This is a genomic window from Streptomyces sp. NPDC048441 (assembly GCF_043200235.1).
Classification (GTDB): Bacteria; Actinomycetota; Actinomycetes; order Streptomycetales; family Streptomycetaceae; genus Streptomyces.
This window is the reverse complement of the sequence record NZ_JBICXM010000010.1, coordinates 103,832-126,448: the sequence shown is the minus strand read 5'-3', so window position 1 is coordinate 126,448 and position 22,617 is coordinate 103,832. Positions and strand designations below refer to the sequence as shown.

Annotated in this window: 19 protein-coding genes and 1 riboswitch; of the genes, 17 read left to right on the top strand and 2 right to left on the bottom strand. The window is 69.5% G+C overall.

What is annotated here, in order from left to right:
* The first annotated feature begins 297 nt into the window (after nucleotides 1–297).
* The 3 genes from ACGFSB_RS24650 to mfd all read left to right on the top strand — a co-directional run bounded on the left by ACGFSB_RS24650 (nucleotide 298) and on the right by mfd (nucleotide 7,443).
* Nucleotides 298–1,086, top strand: coding sequence for an ABC transporter ATP-binding protein (locus ACGFSB_RS24650; RefSeq protein WP_393403090.1), 789 nt, complete (start codon nucleotides 298–300; stop codon nucleotides 1,084–1,086).
* A complete protein-coding gene (locus ACGFSB_RS24645) occupies nucleotides 1,083–3,668 on the top strand; it encodes an ABC transporter permease (RefSeq protein ID WP_393403087.1) in 2,586 nt (861 codons plus the stop codon). The genes ACGFSB_RS24650 and ACGFSB_RS24645 overlap by 4 nt, the downstream gene beginning before the upstream one ends.
* Before the next feature lie 244 nt (nucleotides 3,669–3,912).
* Nucleotides 3,913–7,443, top strand: coding sequence for a transcription-repair coupling factor (mfd, locus tag ACGFSB_RS24640; RefSeq protein WP_393403084.1), 3,531 nt, complete (start codon nucleotides 3,913–3,915; stop codon nucleotides 7,441–7,443).
* Nucleotides 7,444–7,452: 9 nt separating this feature from the next.
* On the opposite strand, the gene ACGFSB_RS24635 is transcribed toward mfd, so the two are convergent.
* Together ACGFSB_RS24635 and ACGFSB_RS24630 are read right to left on the bottom strand one after the other, a co-directional pair.
* Complete coding sequence (locus ACGFSB_RS24635; RefSeq protein ID WP_393403081.1) at nucleotides 7,453–7,881, bottom strand: nuclear transport factor 2 family protein; 429 nt, start codon at nucleotides 7,879–7,881, stop codon at nucleotides 7,453–7,455.
* A 174-nt stretch (nucleotides 7,882–8,055) separates the two neighbouring features.
* Entirely contained in the window at nucleotides 8,056–8,235 is a 180-nt protein-coding gene (locus ACGFSB_RS24630) for an Rv0909 family putative TA system antitoxin (protein ID WP_393403078.1), read from the bottom strand.
* Between the two features lie 26 nt (nucleotides 8,236–8,261).
* Here ACGFSB_RS24630 and ACGFSB_RS24625 point away from each other — a divergent pair, with 26 nt between their 5' ends.
* The 14 genes from ACGFSB_RS24625 (at nucleotide 8,262) to ACGFSB_RS24560 (ending at nucleotide 22,375) form a co-directional block, all read left to right on the top strand.
* Nucleotides 8,262–9,047, top strand: a complete 786-nt coding sequence (locus ACGFSB_RS24625; RefSeq protein ID WP_393403075.1) for an MOSC domain-containing protein — start codon at nucleotides 8,262–8,264, stop codon at nucleotides 9,045–9,047.
* On the top strand, nucleotides 9,044–9,778 hold the full coding sequence (locus ACGFSB_RS24620) for an HNH endonuclease family protein (protein WP_393403072.1): 735 nt from the start codon (nucleotides 9,044–9,046) through the stop codon (nucleotides 9,776–9,778). Before ACGFSB_RS24625 ends, ACGFSB_RS24620 begins: the two co-directional genes overlap by 4 nt.
* 54 nt (nucleotides 9,779–9,832) lie before the next feature.
* A complete protein-coding gene (locus ACGFSB_RS24615) occupies nucleotides 9,833–10,582 on the top strand; it encodes an N-acetyltransferase (RefSeq protein ID WP_393403069.1) in 750 nt (249 codons plus the stop codon).
* 229 nt (nucleotides 10,583–10,811) lie between these two features.
* A complete protein-coding gene (locus ACGFSB_RS24610; protein ID WP_393403066.1) occupies nucleotides 10,812–11,378 on the top strand; it encodes a hypothetical protein in 567 nt (188 codons plus the stop codon).
* Between the two features lie 77 nt (nucleotides 11,379–11,455).
* Nucleotides 11,456–12,943, top strand: coding sequence for a protein kinase (locus ACGFSB_RS24605; RefSeq protein WP_393403514.1), 1,488 nt, complete (start codon nucleotides 11,456–11,458; stop codon nucleotides 12,941–12,943).
* Nucleotides 12,944–13,094: 151 nt separating this feature from the next.
* The gene (locus tag ACGFSB_RS24600; RefSeq protein ID WP_393403063.1) at nucleotides 13,095–13,763 is read left to right on the top strand and encodes a SurA N-terminal domain-containing protein; all 669 of its coding nucleotides are present in this window, start codon (nucleotides 13,095–13,097) and stop codon (nucleotides 13,761–13,763) included.
* Nucleotides 13,764–13,825: 62 nt separating this feature from the next.
* Nucleotides 13,826–14,818, top strand: coding sequence for a nucleoside triphosphate pyrophosphohydrolase (locus ACGFSB_RS24595; protein WP_393403060.1), 993 nt, complete (start codon nucleotides 13,826–13,828; stop codon nucleotides 14,816–14,818).
* A 160-nt stretch (nucleotides 14,819–14,978) separates the two neighbouring features.
* Nucleotides 14,979–16,289: a cytochrome P450 gene (locus tag ACGFSB_RS24590; protein ID WP_393403057.1), complete on the top strand. Its 1,311-nt coding sequence runs from the start codon at nucleotides 14,979–14,981 to the stop codon at nucleotides 16,287–16,289.
* A gap of 174 nt (nucleotides 16,290–16,463) precedes the next feature.
* Nucleotides 16,464–17,453, top strand: coding sequence for a transglycosylase family protein (locus ACGFSB_RS24585; protein ID WP_393403054.1), 990 nt, complete (start codon nucleotides 16,464–16,466; stop codon nucleotides 17,451–17,453).
* Nucleotides 17,454–17,645: 192 nt separating this feature from the next.
* Nucleotides 17,646–17,837, top strand: a riboswitch (cyclic di-AMP (ydaO/yuaA leader).
* Between the two features lie 3 nt (nucleotides 17,838–17,840).
* Entirely contained in the window at nucleotides 17,841–18,551 is a 711-nt protein-coding gene (locus tag ACGFSB_RS24580) for a transglycosylase family protein (RefSeq protein ID WP_393403051.1), read from the top strand.
* Nucleotides 18,552–18,890: 339 nt separating this feature from the next.
* Nucleotides 18,891–20,177: a phosphopyruvate hydratase gene (gene eno / locus ACGFSB_RS24575; protein ID WP_393403048.1), complete on the top strand. Its 1,287-nt coding sequence runs from the start codon at nucleotides 18,891–18,893 to the stop codon at nucleotides 20,175–20,177.
* A 90-nt stretch (nucleotides 20,178–20,267) separates the two neighbouring features.
* Nucleotides 20,268–20,750, top strand: a complete 483-nt coding sequence (locus ACGFSB_RS24570; RefSeq protein ID WP_393403045.1) for a septum formation initiator family protein — start codon at nucleotides 20,268–20,270, stop codon at nucleotides 20,748–20,750.
* A 79-nt stretch (nucleotides 20,751–20,829) separates the two neighbouring features.
* Nucleotides 20,830–21,351 carry a DUF501 domain-containing protein gene (locus ACGFSB_RS24565; RefSeq protein WP_393403042.1) on the top strand — a complete coding sequence of 174 codons (522 nt, stop codon included), beginning with the start codon at nucleotides 20,830–20,832 and terminating at the stop codon, nucleotides 21,349–21,351.
* Between the two features lie 97 nt (nucleotides 21,352–21,448).
* A complete protein-coding gene (locus ACGFSB_RS24560; protein ID WP_393403039.1) occupies nucleotides 21,449–22,375 on the top strand; it encodes an exopolyphosphatase in 927 nt (308 codons plus the stop codon).
* Nucleotides 22,376–22,617 lie beyond the last annotated feature (242 nt).

Sequence of the window (22,617 nt, the reverse complement as noted above, 5' to 3'; positions counted from 1 at the left end):
ACCGGCGGGTGGAGATCCCCTAGGGGAACCTCCGTACTACGGACAGGGTGCTGTTCGTACTGCTGGAGGACGAGAAGGCTCCAGGCGCTTCTTAGATTGGCTTTATGCCGACGAGGTCGGGCCTCGCACCTCGGGCCTCGCACCTCGAGGGTCGGACCGGCCACACCTTCGGGGGTGGGGTTTTCCCCAGTAAAAGACTGCGCTGGGCACCAGGGCGCCGGAGCCGTCGGACGACCAGACTCTTTATGCGTAGCGAACACGCCTGACCCACCGCGTAACCGACTTAGGAGACTTACCGTGACATCGGCTGTAACCATTCCCAGGCACGGGGGCACTGGAGGGCGTACGGCCGTGGCGGCACGGGCGCGCCAGGTCGTGAAGGCGTACGGATCCGGGGAGACCCGGGTCGTCGCGCTCGACGAGATCGATGTGGACATCGCCCGCGGGCAGTTCACCGCGATCATGGGCCCCTCCGGCTCCGGCAAGTCGACCCTGATGCACTGCCTCGCGGGCCTCGACACCGTCTCGTCCGGGCAGATCTACCTCGACGAGACCGAGATCACCGGCCTGAAGGACAAGAAGCTCACGCAGCTCCGCCGGGACCGGATCGGCTTCATCTTCCAGGCTTTCAACCTCCTGCCGACGCTGAACGCCATCGAGAACATCACGCTCCCGATGGACATCGCGGGCCGCAAGCCCGACCGCGGCTGGCTGGACCAGGTCGTGGAGACCGTCGGTCTCGCGGGCCGGCTCAAGCACCGCCCGACCGAGCTGTCCGGTGGCCAGCAACAGCGTGTGGCCGTGGCCCGCGCCCTGGCCGCGCGCCCCGAGATCATCTTCGGTGACGAGCCGACCGGAAACCTCGACTCCCGTGCGGGCGCCGAGGTCCTGGGCTTCCTGCGCAAGTCGGTGACCGAGCTCGGCCAGACCATGGTGATGGTCACGCACGACCCGGTGGCGGCCTCGTACGCGGACCGCGTCCTGTATCTCGCGGACGGCCGGATCGTCGACGAGATGTACGCGCCGACCGCCGAGTCCGTCCTCGACCGCATGAAGGACTTCGACGCGCGGGGGCGTACGTCATGACTGTCCTCAAGACCTCGATGCGCAACTTCCTCGCGCACAAGGGCCGCATGGCGCTCTCCGCCGTGGCCGTGGTCCTTTCGGTGGCGTTCGTGTGCGGCACGCTCGTCTTCTCCGACACGATGAACACGACGTTCGACAAGCTCTTCGCCGCGACGTCCGCCGATGTGACCGTCACCTCCAAGGACGCGAAGGACAGCGGCGAGACCCCCGAGAGCGGCAGGCCCGAGTCGATACCGGCTTCGGTCGTCGGCCAGGCCAAGAAGGCGGACGGCGTGAAGTCCGCCGAGGGCGCGGTCAGCAGCACCGCTGTCACCGTCGTCAACTCCGAGAAGAAGAACGTCGGCCCGACCGGCGGCGGACCGACCATCGCGGGCAACTGGACGCACAACGACCTCCGTTCGATGGACATCACCTCCGGGCACGCCCCGCGCGGCCCCACCGACGTGATGGTCGACTCCGACACCGCCGACAAGCACCACCTCAAGATCGGTGACGAGCTGCGCACCATCGCCGTCGCAGGCGACCACACCGCGAAGATCTCCGGCATCGCCACCTTCAAGGTGACCAACCCCGGTGCCGCGATCGTCTACTTCGACACCGCGACCGCCCAGCGCGAACTCCTGGGCGCCACCGGCAGGTTCACCCACGTCAACGTGACCGCCGAGCAGGGCGTCAGCGACACCGTGCTCAAGAAGAACGTCACCGGCACCATGGCCGCCGACGCCGCCGCGTACAAGGTCAAGACGCAGCAGGAGACGTCGGACGACGGCCGCGAGAGCGTCAGCGGCTTCCTCGACGTGATGAAGTACGCGATGCTCGGCTTCGCCGGAATCGCCTTCCTCGTCGGCATCTTCCTCATCATCAACACCTTCTCGATGCTGGTCGCCCAGCGCACCCGCGAGATCGGCCTGATGCGGGCCATCGGCTCCAGCCGCAAGCAGGTCAACCGCTCCGTGCTCGTCGAGGCGCTGCTGCTCGGTGTCGTCGGCTCGGTCCTCGGGGTCGGCGCGGGCGTCGGGCTCGCCGTCGGCCTTATGCAGCTCATGTCCGGCATGGGCATGGAACTGTCCACCCAGGACCTCACGGTCAAGTGGACGACTCCCGTGGTGGGCATGGTCCTCGGCATCGTCGTCACCGTCCTCGCCGCCTACCTCCCCGCCAGGCGCGCCGCCAAGGTCTCCCCGATGGCCGCCCTGCGTGACGCCGGAACACCGGCCGACGGCAAGGCGAGCGCACTGCGCGCCCTGATCGGCCTGGTCCTCACCGGCGCCGGTGGCTTCGGCCTCTACACCGCGTCCCAGGCGGACAAGGCGAGCGAGGGTTCGCTCTTCCTCGGCGGCGGTGTGGTCCTGACCCTCATCGGCTTCGTCGTCATCGGCCCCGTCCTGGCGAACGGCGTGGTCCGCGTCATCAGCGTCCTGCTCCTGAGGATGTTCGGCCCCGTGGGACGCATGGCCGAGCGCAACGCCCTGCGCAACCCGCGCCGCACCGGCGCCACAGGCGCGGCCCTGATGATCGGCCTCGCCCTGGTGGCCTGCCTCTCCGTAGTCGGCTCCTCGATGGTGGCGTCGGCCACGGACGAGCTCGACAAGTCGGTCGGCGCGGACTTCATCATCCAGTCCGACAACGAGCAGGCGATCACCCCGAAGGCCGCGAAGGCCCTGGAGAAGGCCGACCACATCGACCACATCACCCAGTACAAGGACGTCAAGGCGGACCTGACCGCCGCGAACGGCAAGGTCGCGAAGGGTGTGGGCCTGAGCGCCGCCGACGCGACGTACGCACAGGACCTGCGCGCCGAGACCGTCGCGGGCAAGCTCACCGACGCCTACAAGCCGGACTCCATGTCGGTCGGCGAGGACTTCGCCAAGGACCACGGGATCGGCGTCGGCGACAAGGTGAAGCTCGCCTTCGACCACGGCAGGACGGGCGAGCTGACGGTCCGGGCCATCACATCGAGCGACTCCGCGATCGACGGAGGCGCGATGTACGTGAACATCTCGACCGCCGCGAAGTACGTGCCCGCCGACCGGATGCCGCCGAACGAGATCATGTTCGCCGAGGCGGAGAAGGGCCAGCAGGACGCCGCGTACAAGTCGCTGAAGGCCGCCATGGCCGACTATCCGCAGTACAAGGTCATGGACCAGACCGACTTCAAGGACACGCTGAAGGACCAGGTCGGCCAGATGCTGAACATGGTCTACGGCCTGCTCGGTCTCGCGATCATCGTCGCCATCCTGGGCGTCGTGAACACGCTGGCCCTCTCGGTGGTCGAGCGGACCCGTGAGATCGGCCTGATGCGGGCGATCGGCCTCTCGCGCCGCCAGCTGCGCCGCATGATCCGCATGGAGTCGGTGGTCATCGCCCTCTTCGGCGCACTGCTCGGCCTCGGCCTCGGCATGAGCTGGGGAGCCACGGCCCAGAAGCTCCTCGCCCTGGAGGGCCTGAAGGTCTTGGAGATCCCCTGGCCGACGATCATCACGGTCTTCATCGGCTCGGCGTTCGTGGGGCTGTTCGCGGCACTGGTCCCGGCATTCCGGGCGGGGCGGATGAATGTGCTGAACGCGATCGCCACCGAATAGCTCCCGCCAAGGGAGTGCGGGGTGGCTCCCGCTACGGGGGTGCGGGAGCTACGGCCCCGGCGGGCGCGAGATGCGCCCGCCGGGGCCGCCTGCTTTTCGGCCTGTCCGGTGACAGCCCTGGCGGACCGAGCCGCGCCTGTCACTCGCAAGTCGTACGCTGGAGACCCCCGGCCCGTATGACGTTGCCGGGCGGTTCGCGTTGCCCTCGCGCGCCCCTGAACCTGGACGGAAAGCGAAAGCCCACATGAGCCTGCACGGTCTGCTCGACGCTGTCGTCAAGGACTCCGCCCTCACCGAAGCGGTCAAGGCCGCCACCGACGGCAACCGGATGCACGTGGACCTGGTCGGCCCGCCCGCCGCCCGTCCCTTCGCCGTCGCGGCCCTCGCCCGTGAGACGAACCGCACCGTCCTCGCCGTGACGGCCACCGGCCGCGAGGCCGAGGATCTGGCAGCCGCCCTGCGTACGATCCTGCCGCCGGACGGAGTCGTCGAGTACCCCTCCTGGGAAACGCTCCCGCACGAGCGCCTCTCGCCCCGCTCCGACACCGTCGGCCGCCGCCTCGCGATCCTGCGCCGCCTCGCCCACCCGCGCTCCGACGACCCCGAGACCGGCCCGGTCAGCGTCATCGTCGCGCCCGTTCGCTCGGTCCTCCAGCCCCAGGTCAAGGGCCTTGGCGACCTGGAGCCCGTCGCCCTGCGCTCCGGCGGGACCACCGACCTGAACGAGACCGTGGAGGCCCTCGCGGCAGCCGCGTACTCCCGTGTGGAGCTGGTCGAGAAGCGCGGTGAGTTCGCCGTGCGCGGTGGCATCCTCGACGTCTTCCCGCCGACCGAGGAGCACCCCCTCCGCGTCGAGTTCTGGGGCGACGACATCGAGGAGATCCGCTACTTCAAGGTCGCCGACCAGCGCTCCCTGGAAGTCGCCGAGCACGGCCTGTGGGCGCCGCCCTGCCGCGAGCTGCTCCTCACTGACGACGTACGGGAAAGGGCGGCCGCACTGGCCGAGGCCCACCCCGAGCTGGGCGAGCTGCTCGGCAAGATCGCCGAGGGCATCGCCGTCGAGGGCATGGAGTCCCTCGCCCCGGTCCTGGTCGACGACATGGAGCTGCTGCTCGACGTCCTGCCCGCGCAGAGCATGGCCGTGGTCTGCGATCCCGAGCGCGTGCGCACCCGGGCCGCTGACCTGGTGGCGACATCGCAGGAGTTCCTCCAGGCCAGCTGGGCCGCGACGGCCGGTGGCGGCGAGGCCCCCATCGACGTGGACGCGGCCTCGCTCTGGGGCATCGCGGATGTCCGTGACCATGCCCGTGACCTGGGCATGATGTGGTGGTCGGTCTCGCCCTTCGCCGCCGACGAGGACCTCGACGAGGACACCCTCAAGCTCGGTATGCACGCCACGGAGACCTACCGGGGCGACACGGCGAAGGCCCTCGCCGATACCAAGGGCTGGCTGGCCGACGGCTGGCGCACCGTCTATGTGACGGAGGGCCACGGCCCTGCCGCCCGCACCGTCGAGGTCCTCGGCGGCGAGGGCATCGCGGCCCGCCTGGACGCAGAACTCGGCGAGCTCACGCCCTCCCTCGTGCATGTCTCCTGCGGCTCGATCGACTACGGCTTCCTGGACCCGGCCCTCAAGCTCGCCGTCCTCACCGAGACCGACCTCTCAGGGCAGAAGGCGGCCGGCAAGGACGGCCAGCGGATGCCCGCGCGCCGCAGGAAGACGATCGACCCGCTGACCCTGGAGGTCGGCGACTACATCGTCCACGAGGGGCACGGCGTCGGCCGCTACATCGAGATGGTGCAGCGCACGGTCCAGGGCGCGACGCGCGAGTACCTGGTCGTCGAGTACGCCCCCGCCAAGCGCGGCCAGCCCGGCGACCGCCTGTACATCCCCACGGACCAGTTGGAACAGATCACCAAGTACGTGGGCGGCGAGGCGCCGACCCTCCACCGCCTGGGCGGCGCCGACTGGACGAAGACGAAGGCGCGCGCGAAGAAGGCGGTCAAGGAGATCGCCGCCGACCTCATCAAGCTGTACAGCGCGCGCATGGCGGCCCCCGGCCACGCCTTCGCGCCCGACACGCCCTGGCAGCGCGAGCTGGAGGACGCCTTCCCGTACGTGGAGACGCCCGACCAGCTCACGACCATCGCCGAGGTCAAGGACGACATGGAGAAGACGGTCCCGATGGACCGTCTGATCTGCGGCGACGTCGGCTACGGCAAGACGGAGATCGCGGTACGCGCCGCCTTCAAGGCGGTCCAGGACGGCAAGCAGGTGGCGGTCCTCGTCCCCACCACCCTCCTGGTGCAGCAGCACTTCGGTACGTTCGGTGAGCGCTACTCCCAATTCCCGGTGAAGGTACGGGCGTTGAGCCGCTTCCAGACGGAGACGGAGTCCAAGGCGACCCTGGAGGGCCTGCGCGAAGGCTCGGTCGACATCGTGATCGGCACGCACCGCCTCTTCTCCTCCGAGACCAAGTTCAAGGACCTGGGCCTGGTCATCGTCGACGAGGAACAGCGTTTCGGTGTCGAGCACAAGGAGCAGCTGAAGAAGCTGCGGGCCAACGTCGACGTCCTGACGATGTCGGCGACCCCGATCCCTCGTACGCTGGAAATGGCTGTGACCGGCATCCGTGAGATGTCGACGATCACCACACCCCCCGAGGAGCGCCACCCGGTCCTGACCTTCGTCGGTCCTTACGAGGAGAAGCAGATCGGCGCGGCCATCCGCCGCGAACTGCTGCGCGAGGGCCAGGTCTTCTACATCCACAACCGGGTCGAGTCGATCGACCGGGCGGCGGCCCGTCTCCGGGACATCGTCCCCGAGGCCCGCATCGCCACCGCCCACGGTCAGATGTCCGAACAGGCCCTGGAACAAGTGGTGGTGGATTTCTGGGAGAAGAAGTTCGACGTGCTCGTGTCGACGACGATCGTCGAATCGGGCATCGACATCTCCAACGCCAACACGCTGATCGTCGAGCGCGGCGACAACTTCGGCCTGTCCCAACTGCACCAGCTGCGCGGCCGGGTGGGACGTGGCCGTGATCGCGGCTACGCCTACTTCCTCTACCCGCCGGAGAAGCCTCTGACGGAGACCGCCCACGAGCGCCTCGCCACCATCGCCCAGCACACGGAGATGGGCGCGGGCATGTACGTGGCCATGAAGGACCTCGAGATCCGGGGCGCGGGCAACCTGCTCGGCGGCGAACAGTCAGGCCACATCGCGGGCGTCGGCTTCGACCTCTACGTACGCATGGTGGGCGAGGCCGTGGCCGACTACCGCGCCTCCCTGGAGGGCGGTGTGGAGGAGGAGCCGCCGCTGGAGGTCAAGGTCGAGCTGCCGGTCGACGCGCACGTCCCGCACGACTACGCCCCCGGCGAGCGGCTGCGTCTCGCGGCCTACCGCTCGATCGCCTCCGCGAGCAGCGAGCAGGACGTCAAGGCCGTACGCGAGGAACTCACCGACCGCTACGGCAAGCTGCCGGAGCCGGTGGAGAACCTCCTCCTGGTGGCGGGCCTGCGGATGCTGGCCCGTGCCTGCGGGGTCGGCGACATCGTGCTCCAGGGCAACAACATCCGGTTCGCGCCGGTGGAGCTGCGGGAGTCGCAGGAGCTCAGGCTCAAGCGTCTCTACCCCGGCACGGTCATCAAGGCGAACGCCCACCAGCTTCTCGTGCCACGCCCGAAGACGGCGAAGGTCGGCGGGAAGCCGTTGGTCGGGCGTGAACTGCTCGGCTGGGTCGGGGAGTTCCTGACGACGATCCTGGGCTCGTAGGGCCTGGAGTCACGGAGTGCAGGCGTCGGCGATCGACCGGCTGTTCTCGTAGAGGTGGTGCCGCGTGACGCGGCCGTCCTCGACGGTGAGCCGCAGCGCGAAGGGCCCTTCGAAGGACTTGCCGGTGTCGGTCACGGTGCCCCAGAGCCGACCGAAGATCACGGCGTCCGTGCCCTCGACGATGATGGTGTCGACGGTGGCTCCGGCCTTCTCCGGGACCGTGTGCGCGGCGAGTTCGGCGGACTGGGCCGCGCACTCGGCGGCGGTGGAGCGCGGCCGGAGCCACGGCACGCCCGGGTTGTCGGCCAGCATCCAGTCGACCTCGTCGGCGAAGAGGGCGGTGAGGCCCTCGGTGTCACCGGTGAGCCGGTGCCCCAGGAAGGCCTGGACGGCGGCGCGGGTGGCTTCTTCGGTGAGCGCCTTGGTGGTCGTCGTCATTCGGACTCCTCGGTCGGTGTTCCTGCGGATGTGTTCGATGGTGCCGCAGGGGCCGGGAGGGGTCGATTACGCGGGAGGTAATGGCCGACGTACGCCGACGTACGCCGACGTACGCAAGGGAGTCCCGGCGGTGTGTGCCGCCGCGACTCCCTGTGCCGTTGCCTGGCTATGGCGTCACTGCTTCGGGTCGTCGCCGCCGATGCCGAACCTGTCCTCGGCCTGCTTCTGGGCCGAGTCGACCTGGTCGGTGTACTTGTTGCCGGTCTTCTCGTTGATCTTCTTCTCCGCGGCGTCGGAGATGTCCTTGCCCTTGCTGCCGCGCAGCTGGTCCTTGATCTTGTCGAAGATGCCCATGCGATCGACGATACGTCTGCTTTGTCATGGTTGCTCGTCGAGGGGCGATATGGTCTAAACCAGTCGCTCGGTACGGTGGCGGTAAGAGTCGGAAGCATGTGCGTCAGGGGAGGGGAAGTGCCGTGGGGTCTGGGGCCGTTGTGGGGCTCGTCCGTTTTCCGGTGAAGTCGATGCTGGGGGAGGAGCGCGAGCGGCTCGTCCTCGATGAGCGGGGCGTGGCCGGTGACCGGCTGTGGGCCCTGCGGTACGAGGACGGGAAGCTGGGGAGCGGGAAGAACAGCCGCCGGTTCCGGCGCACGCCGGGGATGCTCGAGTATGCCGCCGCCTACGAGGACGGCGGCCCTGTGGTCACCACGCCGGACGGCGAGACGCTGCGGCCTGGCGATCCCCGGATCGGTGAACTCTTCGGCGCCGGTGTGGAGTTGGCACGCGAGGGCGAGGTGAGCCACCAGGACGCGGGCGCCGCCTCCCTCGTCGGCACCGCCTCGCTGCACGCGCTCGGCGAGCTGCTCGGCGACGCCGACCCCGCCGACGTACGCCGGCTGCGCAAGAACATCGTGGTCGGGACGGAAGAGCCGTGGGTCGAGGAGGACTGGGTGGGGCGGGAGATCGCTTTCGACGGCGGCCTGCGCCTGCGTGTCACCGAGCGCATCGAGCGCTGCGTCATGACCACCCAGGCCCAGCGCGGCCTCCCCGCCGACAACCGCATCCTGAAGACGCTCACCGCGACGCGCGGCATGTGCATCGGGGTGTACGCGGACGTCGTGACGCCCGGCACGCTGGCGCTCGGCGCGAAGGTGGCCGTCCAGTGAGCCGCCGTCGTACCGCCGCTGTTCCGGCAGCGCTGCTGCTCGCGCTGGTCGTCACCGGCTCCGTCACAGGCTGCGACCCGCAGGAGGAGGAGGGCGGCGGCTCCTCGGGGCCCGACGCCAAGGCGGGCTCCGCGCTCGCCGCCGTAAGCTCACTCACCGTCAAGGGCCGTGCCCCCAAGACCGGTTACGAGCGCGACCGGTTCGGCAGCGCCTGGGCCGACACGGACTCCAATTCCTGCGGGACCCGGGACGACATCCTCAAGCGTGACCTGGAGGACGTGAAGTTCCGGGACGGCGGTGACTGCGAGGTGGCCTCCGGGGCGCTCGCGCCCGACCCCTACACCGGCAAGGACGTGACGTTCGTACGCGGCCGCAGCCAGGTCGACATCGACCATCTCGTCGCCCTGTCCGACGCCTGGCAGAAGGGTGCGGGCACGTGGGAGCCGAGCAAGCGCATAGCTTTCGCCAATGACCCGCTCAATCTCCTCGCCGTCGACGCGGGCCCCAACCGTGGCAAGGGGGACGGCGACACGGCCACGTGGCTGCCGCCGGACAAGGGATACCGGTGTGCCTACGTGGCACGGCAGGTGGCGGTGAAGAAGAAGTACGGGGTGTGGGTGACGGGCGCCGAGCGGGACGCCATGAAGCGGGTCCTGTCGGGGTGCCCGCGGGAGAAGCTGCCCGCGGGCGGCAATCCGACAGCGGCGCCGGGCCGGTTCCACGCGCGCTGAGGCGTACGGGAAAAGGGCTTAACAGGCCGCTTCGTGCCCGTTACCGTCCCGGACATGGACCTGAAGATCACGACACTGGCCGAGCGGCCCGAACTCACCGGGCCGCTCTGGGAGATGGACGACACCTGGCCGGAGTTCATCGGACACGACCCCATCGCGTGGTCGATGATCGGGCGGATCGTCAAGGAACTCCCCGATTACGTCCTGGTCGCCACGGACGAGCGGGGCGCGGTCGTGGCACGGGCGTTCAGCGTGCCGTTCGCGCTGCGTGCCGACGGGCGCGGGGGGCTGCCGGACGGTGGCTGGGACCAGGTCATGCTGTGGGCGTTCTCCGATCTGCGGCACGGCAGGAAGCCCGACACGGTGAGCGCGATCGAGATCACCGTCGCGAACGACTTCCTCGGTCAAGGAGTGTCCGGGCGGATGCTCGCCGCGATGCGCGAGAACGCACGCGCGCGTGGCTTCACGGAAGTCGTCGCTCCGGTGCGCCCGAACGCCAAGCACCTCGAACCGGCCGCGCTCATCGACACGTACGCACAGCGTAAGCGGGACGACGGGCTGCCCGCCGACCCGTGGCTGCGGGTGCATGTGCGGGCGGGCGGTGTCATCGCGAAGGTGGCGCACGCGTCGATGACGGTGTCCGGTTCGACCGCCCAGTGGCGGGCGTGGACGGGGCTTCCTTTCGACACGGCGGGTCCGGTCGAGGTGACGGGCGCGCTGGTGCCGGTGCACTGTGATCCGGAGCGGGGGTACGCGGTGTACGTGGAACCGAACGTGTGGGTGCGGCACGGGCTGACGGACTGACGGACGGCCGGCTTCCGCCGGAGTGGCACGATCGGGTTCCGGCGGGGGGCCGCGATCCGGACGCGATCAGGCGTGACCAGTACGGCAACGGTTCGGTCCAACCCGGGACCGCTTCTCCTTGTCGGCCTATACGCTCGAATCTGCATCCGTTCGTATCCGTTCGTATTTTGACTTTCGGCCGTGCGTTCCCCAAGAGGACGCGCGGCCGCACCAGGCACCAGGAGCAGCCATGCAAGGCCACGGCTACGCGCCGCAGCAACCGCCGCCGACCTCAGGTGGCACCCAGGTGACGCTGCGTGTGCTGTTCGTGGTCCTCGCCTTCATGACCTGCGGTCTCGCCGCTTGGGCGCCGATGCTGCGGCTCGCGATCGTGACGCGCAAGGCGCGCGACTGGGGTCTCTTCGGGCTGGTGGCCGCGCTCGACGTGATGGCACTGGTGCTCATCGGCGTCGACCCGGGCGAGGACGATTTCCAACAGCAGGGCAGCGCGGGCATGGTGATCCTGCTGAGCACGCTGGTCGCCGCGATCGCCTACTACTTGTCCGCGGACATACGGCACTTCAGCCGCAACCGGCAGCCGCAGTACGGCGGCTACGCGGGAACGCAGCCTTCGTACGGCTATCCACAGCAGCCGGGACCCGCCCCCGTCCACCTCCAGCCCACACAACTGCACCAGCCGCCGGTCCAGCAGACGCCGCCCCCGCCCACGCGCCCTGCACCGGCCCGCATCCACCAAGTACAGGCCGAGCTCGACGAGCTCAGTGACTACCTGCGCAAGCAGGAAGGCGGCAGCTGACCGTGTCACCCGGAACGGGGGGCGGCCGTGTCGTCGCCGGGCGCTACGAACTCTCCAAGCTCATCGGCCAGGGCGGCATGGGCCAGGTCTGGACGGCGTACGACCAACGCCTCGACCGCCGCGTCGCGGTGAAACTCCTGCGCCCCGACCGGGTAGCCGGCGCCGAGGCCGAAGAACTGCGCCGCCGCTTCGTGCGCGAGTGCCGCGTCACCGCGCAGGTCGACCACCCGGGCCTGGTCACCGTCCACGACGCGGGCACGGAGGACGAGGACCTCTACCTCGTCATGCAGTACGTCGACGGGGCCGACCTCGGCGACCACCTCGCCGAACACGACCCCTACCCGTGGCAGTGGGCCGTGGCGATCGCGGCCCAACTCTGCGCCGTGCTCTCCGCGGTGCACGCCGTGCCGATCGTGCACCGCGACCTCAAGCCGCGGAACGTGATGGTCAAGCAGGACGGCACCATCTCCATCCTCGACCTGGGCATCGCCTCGGTCCTGGACACCGACACCACCCGCCTCACGCACACCGGTTCGCCCATCGGCAGCCCCGCGTACATGGCCCCGGAACAGGCGATGGGCGGCGCGGTAGGCCCGTACACCGACCTGTACGCCCTCGGAGTCCTTCTCCACGAACTCCTCAGCGGAGACGTGCCGTTCTCCGGCTCCACCGCGCTCGGCGTCCTGCACCGCCACCTCTACGAACCGCCGGTCCCGGTCCGCCGCCTGCGCCCCGAGGTGCCCGACGCCCTCGAAACCCTGGTGCTCCGGCTCCTCGCCAAGGACCCGCAGCACCGGCACGGCAGCGCCCAGGAGGTCTACGAGGACCTGGCCCCGCTGCTTCCCGCCCGTGGCATCCCCACCGGCGGCCCCCTCGACCCCACCCGCCCCTTCCTTCGCCCGCACGCCCCGTGGCCCGACCGCGCGGCGACACCGGCATCGGCCCCCGCCATCCATCCGGACAGGACCGACCGGCGGCAGGGCTCGGGCGGCCCCGGCAGCCAGACCGACGTCGTCCGCGCGGTCGACGAGGTCAAGCGACTCCTCGGCGAGGGCCGCATCACGCAGGCGGTCGACATCCTGGGCTCGATCCTGCCCGCGGCCGCCGCCAAGCACGGCGAGAACTCCCCGGTGGTCCGCTCCCTGCGCAAGCAGTACGCGGCGACGCTGATGGACGACGGCCAGTACCGCCGCGCCCTGCCCGAACTGCGCCGCCTCGCCGACGAGCGCGCCGCGGAGTCCGGCCACGCCGACCCGCACTCGCTCCAGTTCCGCTACGAGGCGGCGCAGTGCCTGGAACAGCTGGGCGAACCGGCGGCGGCCCTCGCGGAGTACCGGGCGCTCCTGCCGTACTACGAGAACCGCTACGCATCCGACGACCGCCAGCGCCCCCTCGAAATCCGCCGCCGCATCGGCCACTTGCTCCTTGCCCTCGGCGACCGGGCCGCGGCGCACGACACACTGGGGCGCCTTCTTCTGGATGCCGAGCGGATGCACGGGGTGGGCCATATGTTCCCGGCGGAGATCCGGCGTACGTTGCAATGGCTCGGACAAGTGCGCGGATAGTGACAGGTGGGGGCGAGGATGGTGGGCGAGGGTGCCCCAACTCCCCGAGAATCGTTGGTCGAATAGGTGGCCGAGAGACCGGCCACTGCCTAACATCGATCACCGCAAGACTTTGTGCACCGCCGCACAATCTCTCGACCGGGAGGCTCACTTGCACCGCCGTCGTCTTCGTACCGCGCTCGCCCTCTCCACCGCGGCCATCGCCGCGGCCCCCCTCCTGACCGCCTGCGGCAACGAAGCGCATCCGGGCGCCGCGGCCGTCGTGGGCGGCGACCGGATCACGGTGGCGCAGCTGGAGGGCCGGGTGAACGAGGTGCGTGACGCGCAGCGCGCCGCGATCCCGGACGAGCAGCAGTACCAACAGGCCATTTCCAAGTCCGGCGGCCTCACGCGCAGCACGCTGCACACGATGGTCCTCGACAAGGTCCTGCACCGCGCGGCGGCCGACGCGGGCGTCGATGTCTCGCGCCGCGAGATCCAGACGATGAAGGCGGGCCTCGAGCAGCAGGCGGGCGGCAAGAAGGCGCTCGAACAGGGCTGGCTCCAGCAGTACAGCGTCCCCCCGTCCCGCCTCGACGAAAGCTTCCGTACGGAGATCGAGGCGCAGAAGCTGGCGAAGCGGCTGGGCGCGGACATGAACGCGCCGGAGGGCCAGGCGGTCTTCTGGAAGGCCCTCTCCGCGGCCTCCAAGAAGATGGACGTGGATCTGAACCCGCGGTACGGCAGGTGGGACGTGGAGAAGAGCAAGCGCGCGGACGCGAAGACGCCGTGGGTGCGTGAGGTGTCCGGGGACGGAGCCGCGGAGCCCGAGCAGGCGTAGGGAGGAGTGCGGTCAGCGCCGTGGGTAGGAGCACTGTCAGTGCCGTGGGTTACGTTCGACGGGTGAACGAAACCACGCCCCAGGCCGATGCCCCCGGCCGCGTCATTCTCCTCACCACCAGCCACCGCGTGGCCCCCGGCCTCCTCTCCTGGCCCGCGTGGCAGGCACTGCACGCGGCCGACGAGGTGCTGTGCGCGGACGCCACGCACCACCAACTGCCGTACTTGCGCGAGGCGGGTGTGCGGGTCGACCAGTCATCGCCCACGGCCCAGGAGCTGGTGGAAGCCTGCGCGGGCGACCGCACGGTCCTGGTCATCGCCACCGCGGAGGGCGACCGCGCCCTGACGGACGGCCTGGCGAGGCTCGCGGGCTCGGGCCGCGTCTCGATGCCCGACCTGGAACTGCTCCCGGCGTCGTACGACCTTCCGGGCGCGCGGCTCCTCGACCTCGTCCAGGTCATGGACCGGATCCGGGTCGAGTGCCCCTGGTCGTCCCAGCAGACGCACAAGGGCCTGGTGAAGTACGCCATCGAGGAGGCGTATGAACTGGTCGAGGCGATCGAGGAGGGCGACAGGGAAGAGCTGCGGGAGGAGCTGGGCGATGTCCTGCTCCAGGTGGTCTTCCACGCCCGCATCGCCGAGGAGGACGCCGAGTCCCCCTTCTCCGTGGACGACGTGGCGGGCACCATCGTCGAAAAGCTGATCCGCCGCCACCCGCACATCTTCGGCGACGACGCGGCGGAAACCCCCGAGGACGTGAAGGCGCACTGGCTCCGCACGAAGGCGGAGGAGAAGCAGCGTTCATCACTGACGGAGGGCATCCCCCTGGGCCAGCCGGGCCTGGCCTTCACGGCGAAGCTGGCTTCGCGGGTGCGTGCGGCGGGGCTCGAGGTGGCTCTCCCCTCCGGGGACGGGGTCGGCTACGAGCTGCTCGCCCTCGCGCTGAGGTCCGAGGCGGAGGGTGTGGATCCGGAGGCGGCACTGCGGGTCGCGGCGCGGGCTTATCGGGATGCGGTGCTGGTTGCCGAGGGGGGTTCCAGCCTTTCCGGCAGGTGAGGACGGACGGAGTGCGGCGCCGGGGTTCCAGCCCGTCCGGCGTTTGAGGACGAACTCGGCGGAGCCGTTGATGACGGTGCGCAAGACCCCGGAGCGGAGCAGCATGGCTCCGACCGAGCCAGGGGGAGGGGAACCACCGACCCCGGATACGGTCGACCTCATGCAAGACCAGCCGCCCGCCTCCGCAGAGGCGCCCCCCGCAGCCTGCCCCGCAGGGGCCCCCTTGTCCGAGGCCCAGGGGCCAGAGCTCTTCACCTGGGAGTTCGCCACCGATCCCTACCCCGCCTACGCCTGGCTGCGGGAGCACGCGCCCGTGCACAAGACGCGGCTGCCCAGTGGTGTGGATGCCTGGCTGGTCACCCGGTACGCGGATGCCAAGGAGGCGCTCGCCGATCAGCGGCTCAGCAAGAACCCGGCGCATCACGGCGAGCCCGCGCACGCCAAGAGCAAGACGGGCATCCCGGGCGAGCGCAGTGCCAACCTCATGACGCATCTGCTCAACATCGATCCGCCGGACCACACCCGCCTTCGCCGCCTCGTTTCCAAGGCCTTCACTCCCCGGCGCATCGCCCAATTCGAGCCCCGCGTCCAGGAGTTGACCGATCAGCTCATCGACAGGTTCGCGGCGAAGGGCGAAGCCGACCTCATCCACGACTTCGCCTTCCCGCTCCCCATCTACGCCATCTGTGACCTCCTCGGTGTCCCGCGCGAGGACCAGGACGACTTCCGCGACTGGGCGGGGATGATGATCCGTCACGGGGGAGGGCCCAGGGGCGGGGTCGCCCGGTCCGTGAAGAAGATGCGCGGCTATCTCGCCGAGCTGATTCACCGCAAGCGCCTCGAACCGGGCGACGACCTCATCTCCGGGCTCATCCGCGCGTCCGACCACGGCGAGCACCTCACCGAGAACGAGGCCGCCGCGATGGCCTTCATCCTTTTGTTCGCCGGCTTCGAGACGACCGTCAATCTCATCGGCAACGGCACCTACGCCCTTCTCACGCACCCCGAGCAGCGTGAGCGGCTACAGGCGTCTCTCGCGAGCGGGGAGACCGGCCTCCTGGAGACCGGGCTCGAAGAGCTCCTCCGCTTCGACGGCCCGGTCGAACTGGCCACCTGGCGGTTCGCGACCGAGCCGCTGACGATCGGAGGCCAGGACATCGCCGCCGGCGACCCCGTCCTCGTCGTACTCGCGGCGGCCGACCGCGACCCCGCGCGGTTCGAGCGGCCCGACACCCTCGACCTCTCACGGCGCGACAACCAGCACCTCGGCTACGGCCATGGCATTCATTACTGTCTCGGCGCACCCCTCGCCAGGCTCGAAGGGCAGGCCGCCCTCGCGACCCTTCTGCGCCGCCTCCCTGACCTGCGGCTCGCGGTGGAACCTGACGATTTGAGATGGCGTGGCGGGCTCATCATGCGTGGACTGCGCACGCTGCCCGTGGAGTTCACACCCGCACAGAGCCGCAAATAGTCCATACCGGAAAAGGCGCCGAAACGCCGTTTAGCTGACGGTCCGTCAAGACTGTGACTTTCACGTGATCTCCGCTGCATCGACTTGTGACAAGCGTTCGACTGCCGCTACGTTCACCGACGACTCGGCATCCCGTGCCGCAGTCGTCGCTCCAGTCACGCGAAAGGCAACCGCATGATCTCCGGCAATGGTCGTCACCGACGCCCCCGCCAGGCCCCGGCCCTGATCGTCGCGGCAGGAGTCGCGGGATCAGCCATCGCCATCCCGCTGCTCGGCGCGACCAGCGCGAGCGCGGCGGACACCGCCACGTGGGACAAGCTCGCGGAGTGCGAGAGCGGTGGCTCCTGGAGCGCGGACGCGGGCAACGGGTACTACGGCGGGGTCCAGCTCTCGCAGCAGAACTGGGAGGAGTACGGCGGCCTCGACTTCGCGCCGCGGGCCGACCAGGCGAGCCGTTCGCAGCAGATATCCGTCGCCGAGAAGGTTCTTGACGACCAGGGGCCCAAGGCCTGGCCGAGCTGCGCGCCGATCGCCGGGCTCACCGATGACGGTGCCGCCGCCGATGTCGACCCGGGCGCTCCGATCACCACGGTGCCTTCCGACGAGGCGTCGGAGCCGGGCGATTCGGCCGAGCCGAGTGAGCCGAGTACGTCGCCGAGTGATTCGGCCGACCCCTCGGACAGCGCCGAGCCTTCCGGGGAGTCCTCGGAGAAGCCTTCCGAGAAGCCCGACGCTGATGACGAGTCGCGAGACAAGAGTCACGACGAGTCGGGCAAGCCGGGCAAGCCGGGCGAGTCGCATGATTCGAACGGCTCGGGCAAGTCCGGGCCGAGCGATGAGACTTCGCCGACCCCCGCCCCCACTCCCACGCCCTCCACCGGTGAAGGCGAGGGCCGCCACCGCGGTGGCAGCGGGGACGACGCGAAGACCGGCAGCGGCGACCGCGACGGCTCGGGCCGGCACGCCTCCCGTGGCGACGAGCGTCAGCAGGACGGCGCCGACGGGACGTACACGGTCCGCTCCGGGGACAACCTCTGGGTCATCGCGGACGACCTCGACGTGCAGGGCGGATGGGCCGAGCTGTACGCGGAGAACGAGAAGTCCGTCGGCTCCGACCCCGACCTCATTCTTCCCGGTCAGAGCCTCGATTTGGGCGAAAAGTAAGGGAAGTTGACGAAGAGTCGGCTAGCCGCTTCGCGCCGAATGTCCGGATTGGCGTAAGTGAGAGATGGGTCTCAGAAGCCCTGATCGTCTTTGGAATTCCGTCGATCGCATGACTACGGTCGTGACCGCTCGCCACAGCGGGCCCCGCCGGTCGGTACGCCGAGTCCTGCCAACGGCCGTTCGGGAACAGTCGTCGCGTAAGCGCCGTAGGCAGGAGCGGGGGAACCAAGGTTTCCGCCGGGCCCGGCCGTTCAGCATCGCGAGAGCGAGGCAGTCGAACGGACGGGAACGGCTAGGGGTTAAGCCGCGCTCAGGAAGCGCGGCCGGGCAACTTCATCGGCCCGAACCCGACAGCTCACCTCGCAGGCGTCGGTGAGGGGATCACTCATGCTGTTTTCCAGCAAGGGCAAGCACCGCCGCCCGTCCAAGGCCACTCGTGTCGCCACGCTCGCCGGTGTCACCGGTGTGGCCGTCGCCGCCCCGCTGATGGCGGCAGGCTCGGCGTCCGCCGCGACCAACTCCGAGTGGGACGCCGTGGCCCAGTGCGAGGCCGGCGGCAACTGGTCCATCAACACCGGCAACGGCTACACGGGCGGCCTGCAGTTCTCGTCGTCCACGTGGGCCGCGTACGGCGGTACGAAGTACGCGTCCAGCGCCGACCAGGCCTCCAAGGCCCAGCAGATCGAGATAGGCGAGAAGGTCCTGGCGGGCCAGGGCAAGGGTGCCTGGCCGAGCTGCGGCGTCGGCCTCTCGGGCGCCTCCAACGAGGGTGGCGGTGCGCAGGAGAGCGCCCCGCAGCAGACCCAGGAGCAGCCCAAGAGCCAGCCCAGTGCCCAGACCGAGCAGCCGCAGCAGGCCGCTCCGAAGAAGGCGGAGGCCGCCCCGAAGGCCGAGTCCAAGAAGACCGTCGAGACCCCGACCGGCAAGAAGGTCAAGAAGGGCGACGGCGAGTACAAGGTCAAGAAGGGCGACACGCTCTCCAAGATCGCCGAGGCGAAGAACGTCAAGGGCGGCTGGCACAAGGTGTACAAGCTCAACGGCGACATCATCGACAACGCCGACATGATCTTCCCGGGTCAGCAGCTGCACCTCAGCTAGTCGCTGGCGGGGGCGCCCTGCAGTGCCTTACTTGTCTCTGCGGGTGCGTCGTGGTTGCTCGCGCAGTTCCCCGCGCCCCTTCGGGGCGCTACCCCCGCCCCCTTTGGGGCGCCACCCCGTCCCCACGGGCCCCCCGTCCCGGTGCGCGTATCCCCCGTACGCACCGGGGCGGGGTTCTTTTGCGCCCGCCGCTCTCCCCACCGCTTTGTTCCGTTCGGAAACTTTTTGCTCTCGGTTTGTCCACAGGGCGGTCGCTCGGCTGGCTCTTGCCCGGGAGCCGGTTAGGCTCGTGTCCGCGAGGCCAACGCCCCGCGTACCCGCGTCACATCCCAGAAGGAGATGCTCGTGCCGTCCATCGACGTCGTCGTAGCCCGGGAAATCCTGGACTCCCGAGGCAACCCCACGGTCGAGGTCGAGGTCGGCCTCGACGACGGCAGCACGGGTCGTGCCGCCGTTCCGTCCGGTGCGTCCACCGGTGCTTTCGAGGCCATCGAACTCCGTGACGGTGACCCCAACCGTTACCAGGGCAAGGGCGTGGAGAAGGCCGTCCTCGCCGTCATCGAGCAGATCGGCCCGGAGCTCGTCGGGTACGACGCGACCGAGCAGCGCCTGATCGACCAGGCGATGTTCGACCTCGACGCCACCGACAACAAGGGCTCGCTCGGCGCCAACGCCATCCTCGGCGTCTCGCTCGCCGTCGCGCACGCCGCGTCGGAGGCCTCCGACCTCCCGCTCTTCCGCTACCTCGGCGGCCCGAACGCGCACCTGCTGCCCGTTCCGATGATGAACATCCTGAACGGCGGGTCGCACGCCGACTCGAACGTGGACATCCAGGAGTTCATGATCGCGCCGATCGGCGCCGAGTCGTTCTCCGAGGCCCTGCGCTGGGGCACCGAGGTCTACCACACGCTCAAGGCCGTCCTGAAGAGCAAGGGCCTGTCCACCGGCCTCGGCGACGAGGGCGGCTTCGCCCCGAACCTGGACTCCAACCGCGCCGCGCTCGACCTCATCCTCGAGGCCATCAAGCAGGCCGGTTACGTCCCCGGTGAGCAGATCGGCCTCGCGCTCGACGTCGCCGCGTCCGAGTTCTACAAGGACGGCAAGTACGAGTTCGAGGGCAAGTCCCGCTCGGCCGCCGAGATGACCGAGTACTACGAGGAGCTCGTCGCCTCGTACCCCCTCGTCTCCATCGAGGACCCGCTGTTCGAGGACGACTGGGCGGGCTGGAAGGTCCTCACCGACAAGCTGGGCAGCAAGGTCCAGATCGTCGGCGACGACCTCTTCGTCACCAACCCGGAGCGCCTGGCGCGCGGCATCGAGGAAGGCGCCGCCAACTCGCTGCTCGTCAAGGTCAACCAGATCGGTTCGCTGACCGAGACCCTGGACGCCGTCGAGATGGCGCAGCGCAGCGGCTTCAAGTGCATGATGTCGCACCGCTCCGGTGAGACCGAGGACGTCACCATCGCCGACCTCGCCGTCGCCACCAACTGCGGCCAGATCAAGACCGGCGCCCCGGCCCGCTCCGAGCGCGTCGCCAAGTACAACCAGCTCCTGCGCATCGAGGAGATCCTGGACGACGCGGCGGTCTACGCCGGCCGTTCGGCGTTCCCGCGTTTCAAGGGCTGAGCTCGGCTGCCCTGAGTAGTTACCTACGTCCCCGTACTCGGTCCCGTACCGTGTGCGGGGACGTACGTACGTATCGGGGAGGCGGCACACATGGCCGTGAAGGACCGCGACCGGTTCTCCACCGCGACCAGGCTGCGGCTGCTCGGCGAGCAGACCGCGGAGCGTGTCTACCGCTCGCAGACGAAGCGTCAGGCGCGCCGCTCCCGGCTCACGGGCCGAGCCGCGCTCCTCGCGCTCGTGCTCTGCTCGCTGGTCGTCGCGCTCGCGTACCCGATAAGGCAGTACGTCTCCCAGCGCGCCGAGATCGCGGATCAGCGCCAGGAGCAGGCCGAGCGCCGCGAGAACGTCGAGAAGCTGCGCGACGAGAAGGCCCGCTGGCGGGACGACTCGTACGCGGAGCAGCGCGTCCGGGACCGGCTGCACTATGTGATGCCGGGCGAGACCGGCTTCACGGTGGTCGACCCGGAGTCGGCGAGGAAGCAGCGCACCGACCAGGGGGCGGCGACCAGGCCCTGGTACTCGAACGTCTGGGACGGCGTCGACAAGGCGGACCGCACGGACGGCGACGACTGACGCAGTTCTTCAGCGCTTCTGTTCTTCAGTACAACCCCTCCTGACCAACCTCTCCTAGAGAACCGATCGAAAGACAGGCATGGAAACGCCCCCGCCGACCACCCCGCGCACCGAGCCCACCGACGCCGACGTCGAGGCCTTCAAGCAGCAGCTCGGCCGTCCGCCGCGCGGCCTGCGGGCCATCGCGCACCGCTGCCCCTGCGGGCAGCCGGACGTCGTCGAGACGGCGCCGCGCCTTCCGGACGGGACGCCGTTCCCGACGACGTACTACCTGACGTGCCCCCGCGCGGCCTCCGCGATCGGCACTCTTGAGGCCAACGGCGTCATGAAGGAGATGTCGGAGCGGCTGAAGACGGACCCCGAGCTCGCGGCGGCGTACCGCGCGGCGCACGAGGACTACATCGCGCGCCGTGACGCCATCGAGGTTCTGGAGGGCTTCCCGAGCGCGGGCGGTATGCCGGACCGCGTGAAGTGCCTGCACGTCCTGGTCGGCCACTCGCTGGCGGCGGGCCCCGGCGTGAACCCCCTGGGCGACGAGGCGATCGCGATGCTCCCGGAGTGGTGGCGCAAGGGGGCTTGCGTGTCCCTTCCGGAGAAGTAGTAGAGGTCCCCCCGTTGTGGGCAGGCGTTCCGCAGGGCGGAACGGGTGGGCACAACGCGAAGCCGCTGAGTACCGATTCAACTGAGGAGCCCTCAGAGTGACCCGCGTAGCCGCCATCGACTGCGGCACGAACTCGATCCGCCTGCTGGTGGCGGACGCCGACCCGCAGACCGGCGAACTGGTCGACCTGGACCGCAGGATGACCATCGTCCGCCTGGGCCAGGGCGTGGACAAAACGGGGCGCCTGGCGCCCGAGGCACTCGACCGCACCTTCGCGGCCTGCCGCGAGTACGCGGAGATCATCAAGACCCACGGCGCGGAGCGCACCCGCTTCGTGGCGACCTCCGCGTCCCGCGACGCCGAGAACCGCGACGACTTCGTACGCGGAGTCCTGGACATCCTCGGCGTCGAGCCGGAGGTCATCAGCGGTGACCAGGAGGCCGAGTTCTCCTTCACGGGCGCGACGAAGGAGCTGACGGGCAGCGACCACCTCGCCAAGCCCTACCTCGTCGTGGACATCGGCGGCGGCTCCACGGAGTTCGTGGTCGGCGACGACCAGGTCGGTGCCGCCCGCTCCGTCGACATCGGCTGCGTTCGCCTCACAGAGCGGCACATCCGCACGGACCCGCCCGCCCCGGTCGAACTCGACGCGGTCCGCACTGACATCGAGGCCGCACTCGACCTCGCCGAGCAGACGGTCCCGCTGCGCGAGGCCCGCACCCTGGTGGGGCTCGCGGGCTCGGTGACCACCGTGGCCGCGATCGCGCTCGGTCTCGACGCGTACGACTCCGAGGCGATTCACCACTCCCGGATCTCCTACGAGCAGGTCAGCGAGATCGTCGAACGCCTGACCAAGGCCACGCACGACGAACGCGCCGCGATCCCGGTGATGCATCCGGGACGCGTGGACGTCATCGCGGCGGGCGCGCTCGTGCTGCTGGGGATCATGGACCGGACCGGGGCCCGGGAGGTCGTCGTGAGCGAGCACGACATCCTTGACGGCATCGGCTGGTCGATCGCCTGAGCGCCTCATATAGCGTCTGAGCGGGTGTTGAGGGCGCCGAAAGGGGCCCTGGCGACATCCCGTCGGGAAACTTCGTGAAGTTCTTCACAAGGAAAACGGCTCGGTTGGGTGATGTTCAGAGGTTCCGTGCCTCTGAAAGTGCCCTTTGAGCGCTCCGTGACCCGTAACGGTGAAGGTTCGGGAGTGTGTCCGGAGCGTTGACCGGGTGAGTGGTCCAGCGTGGGTGAGGGGCCAGAGTGGCA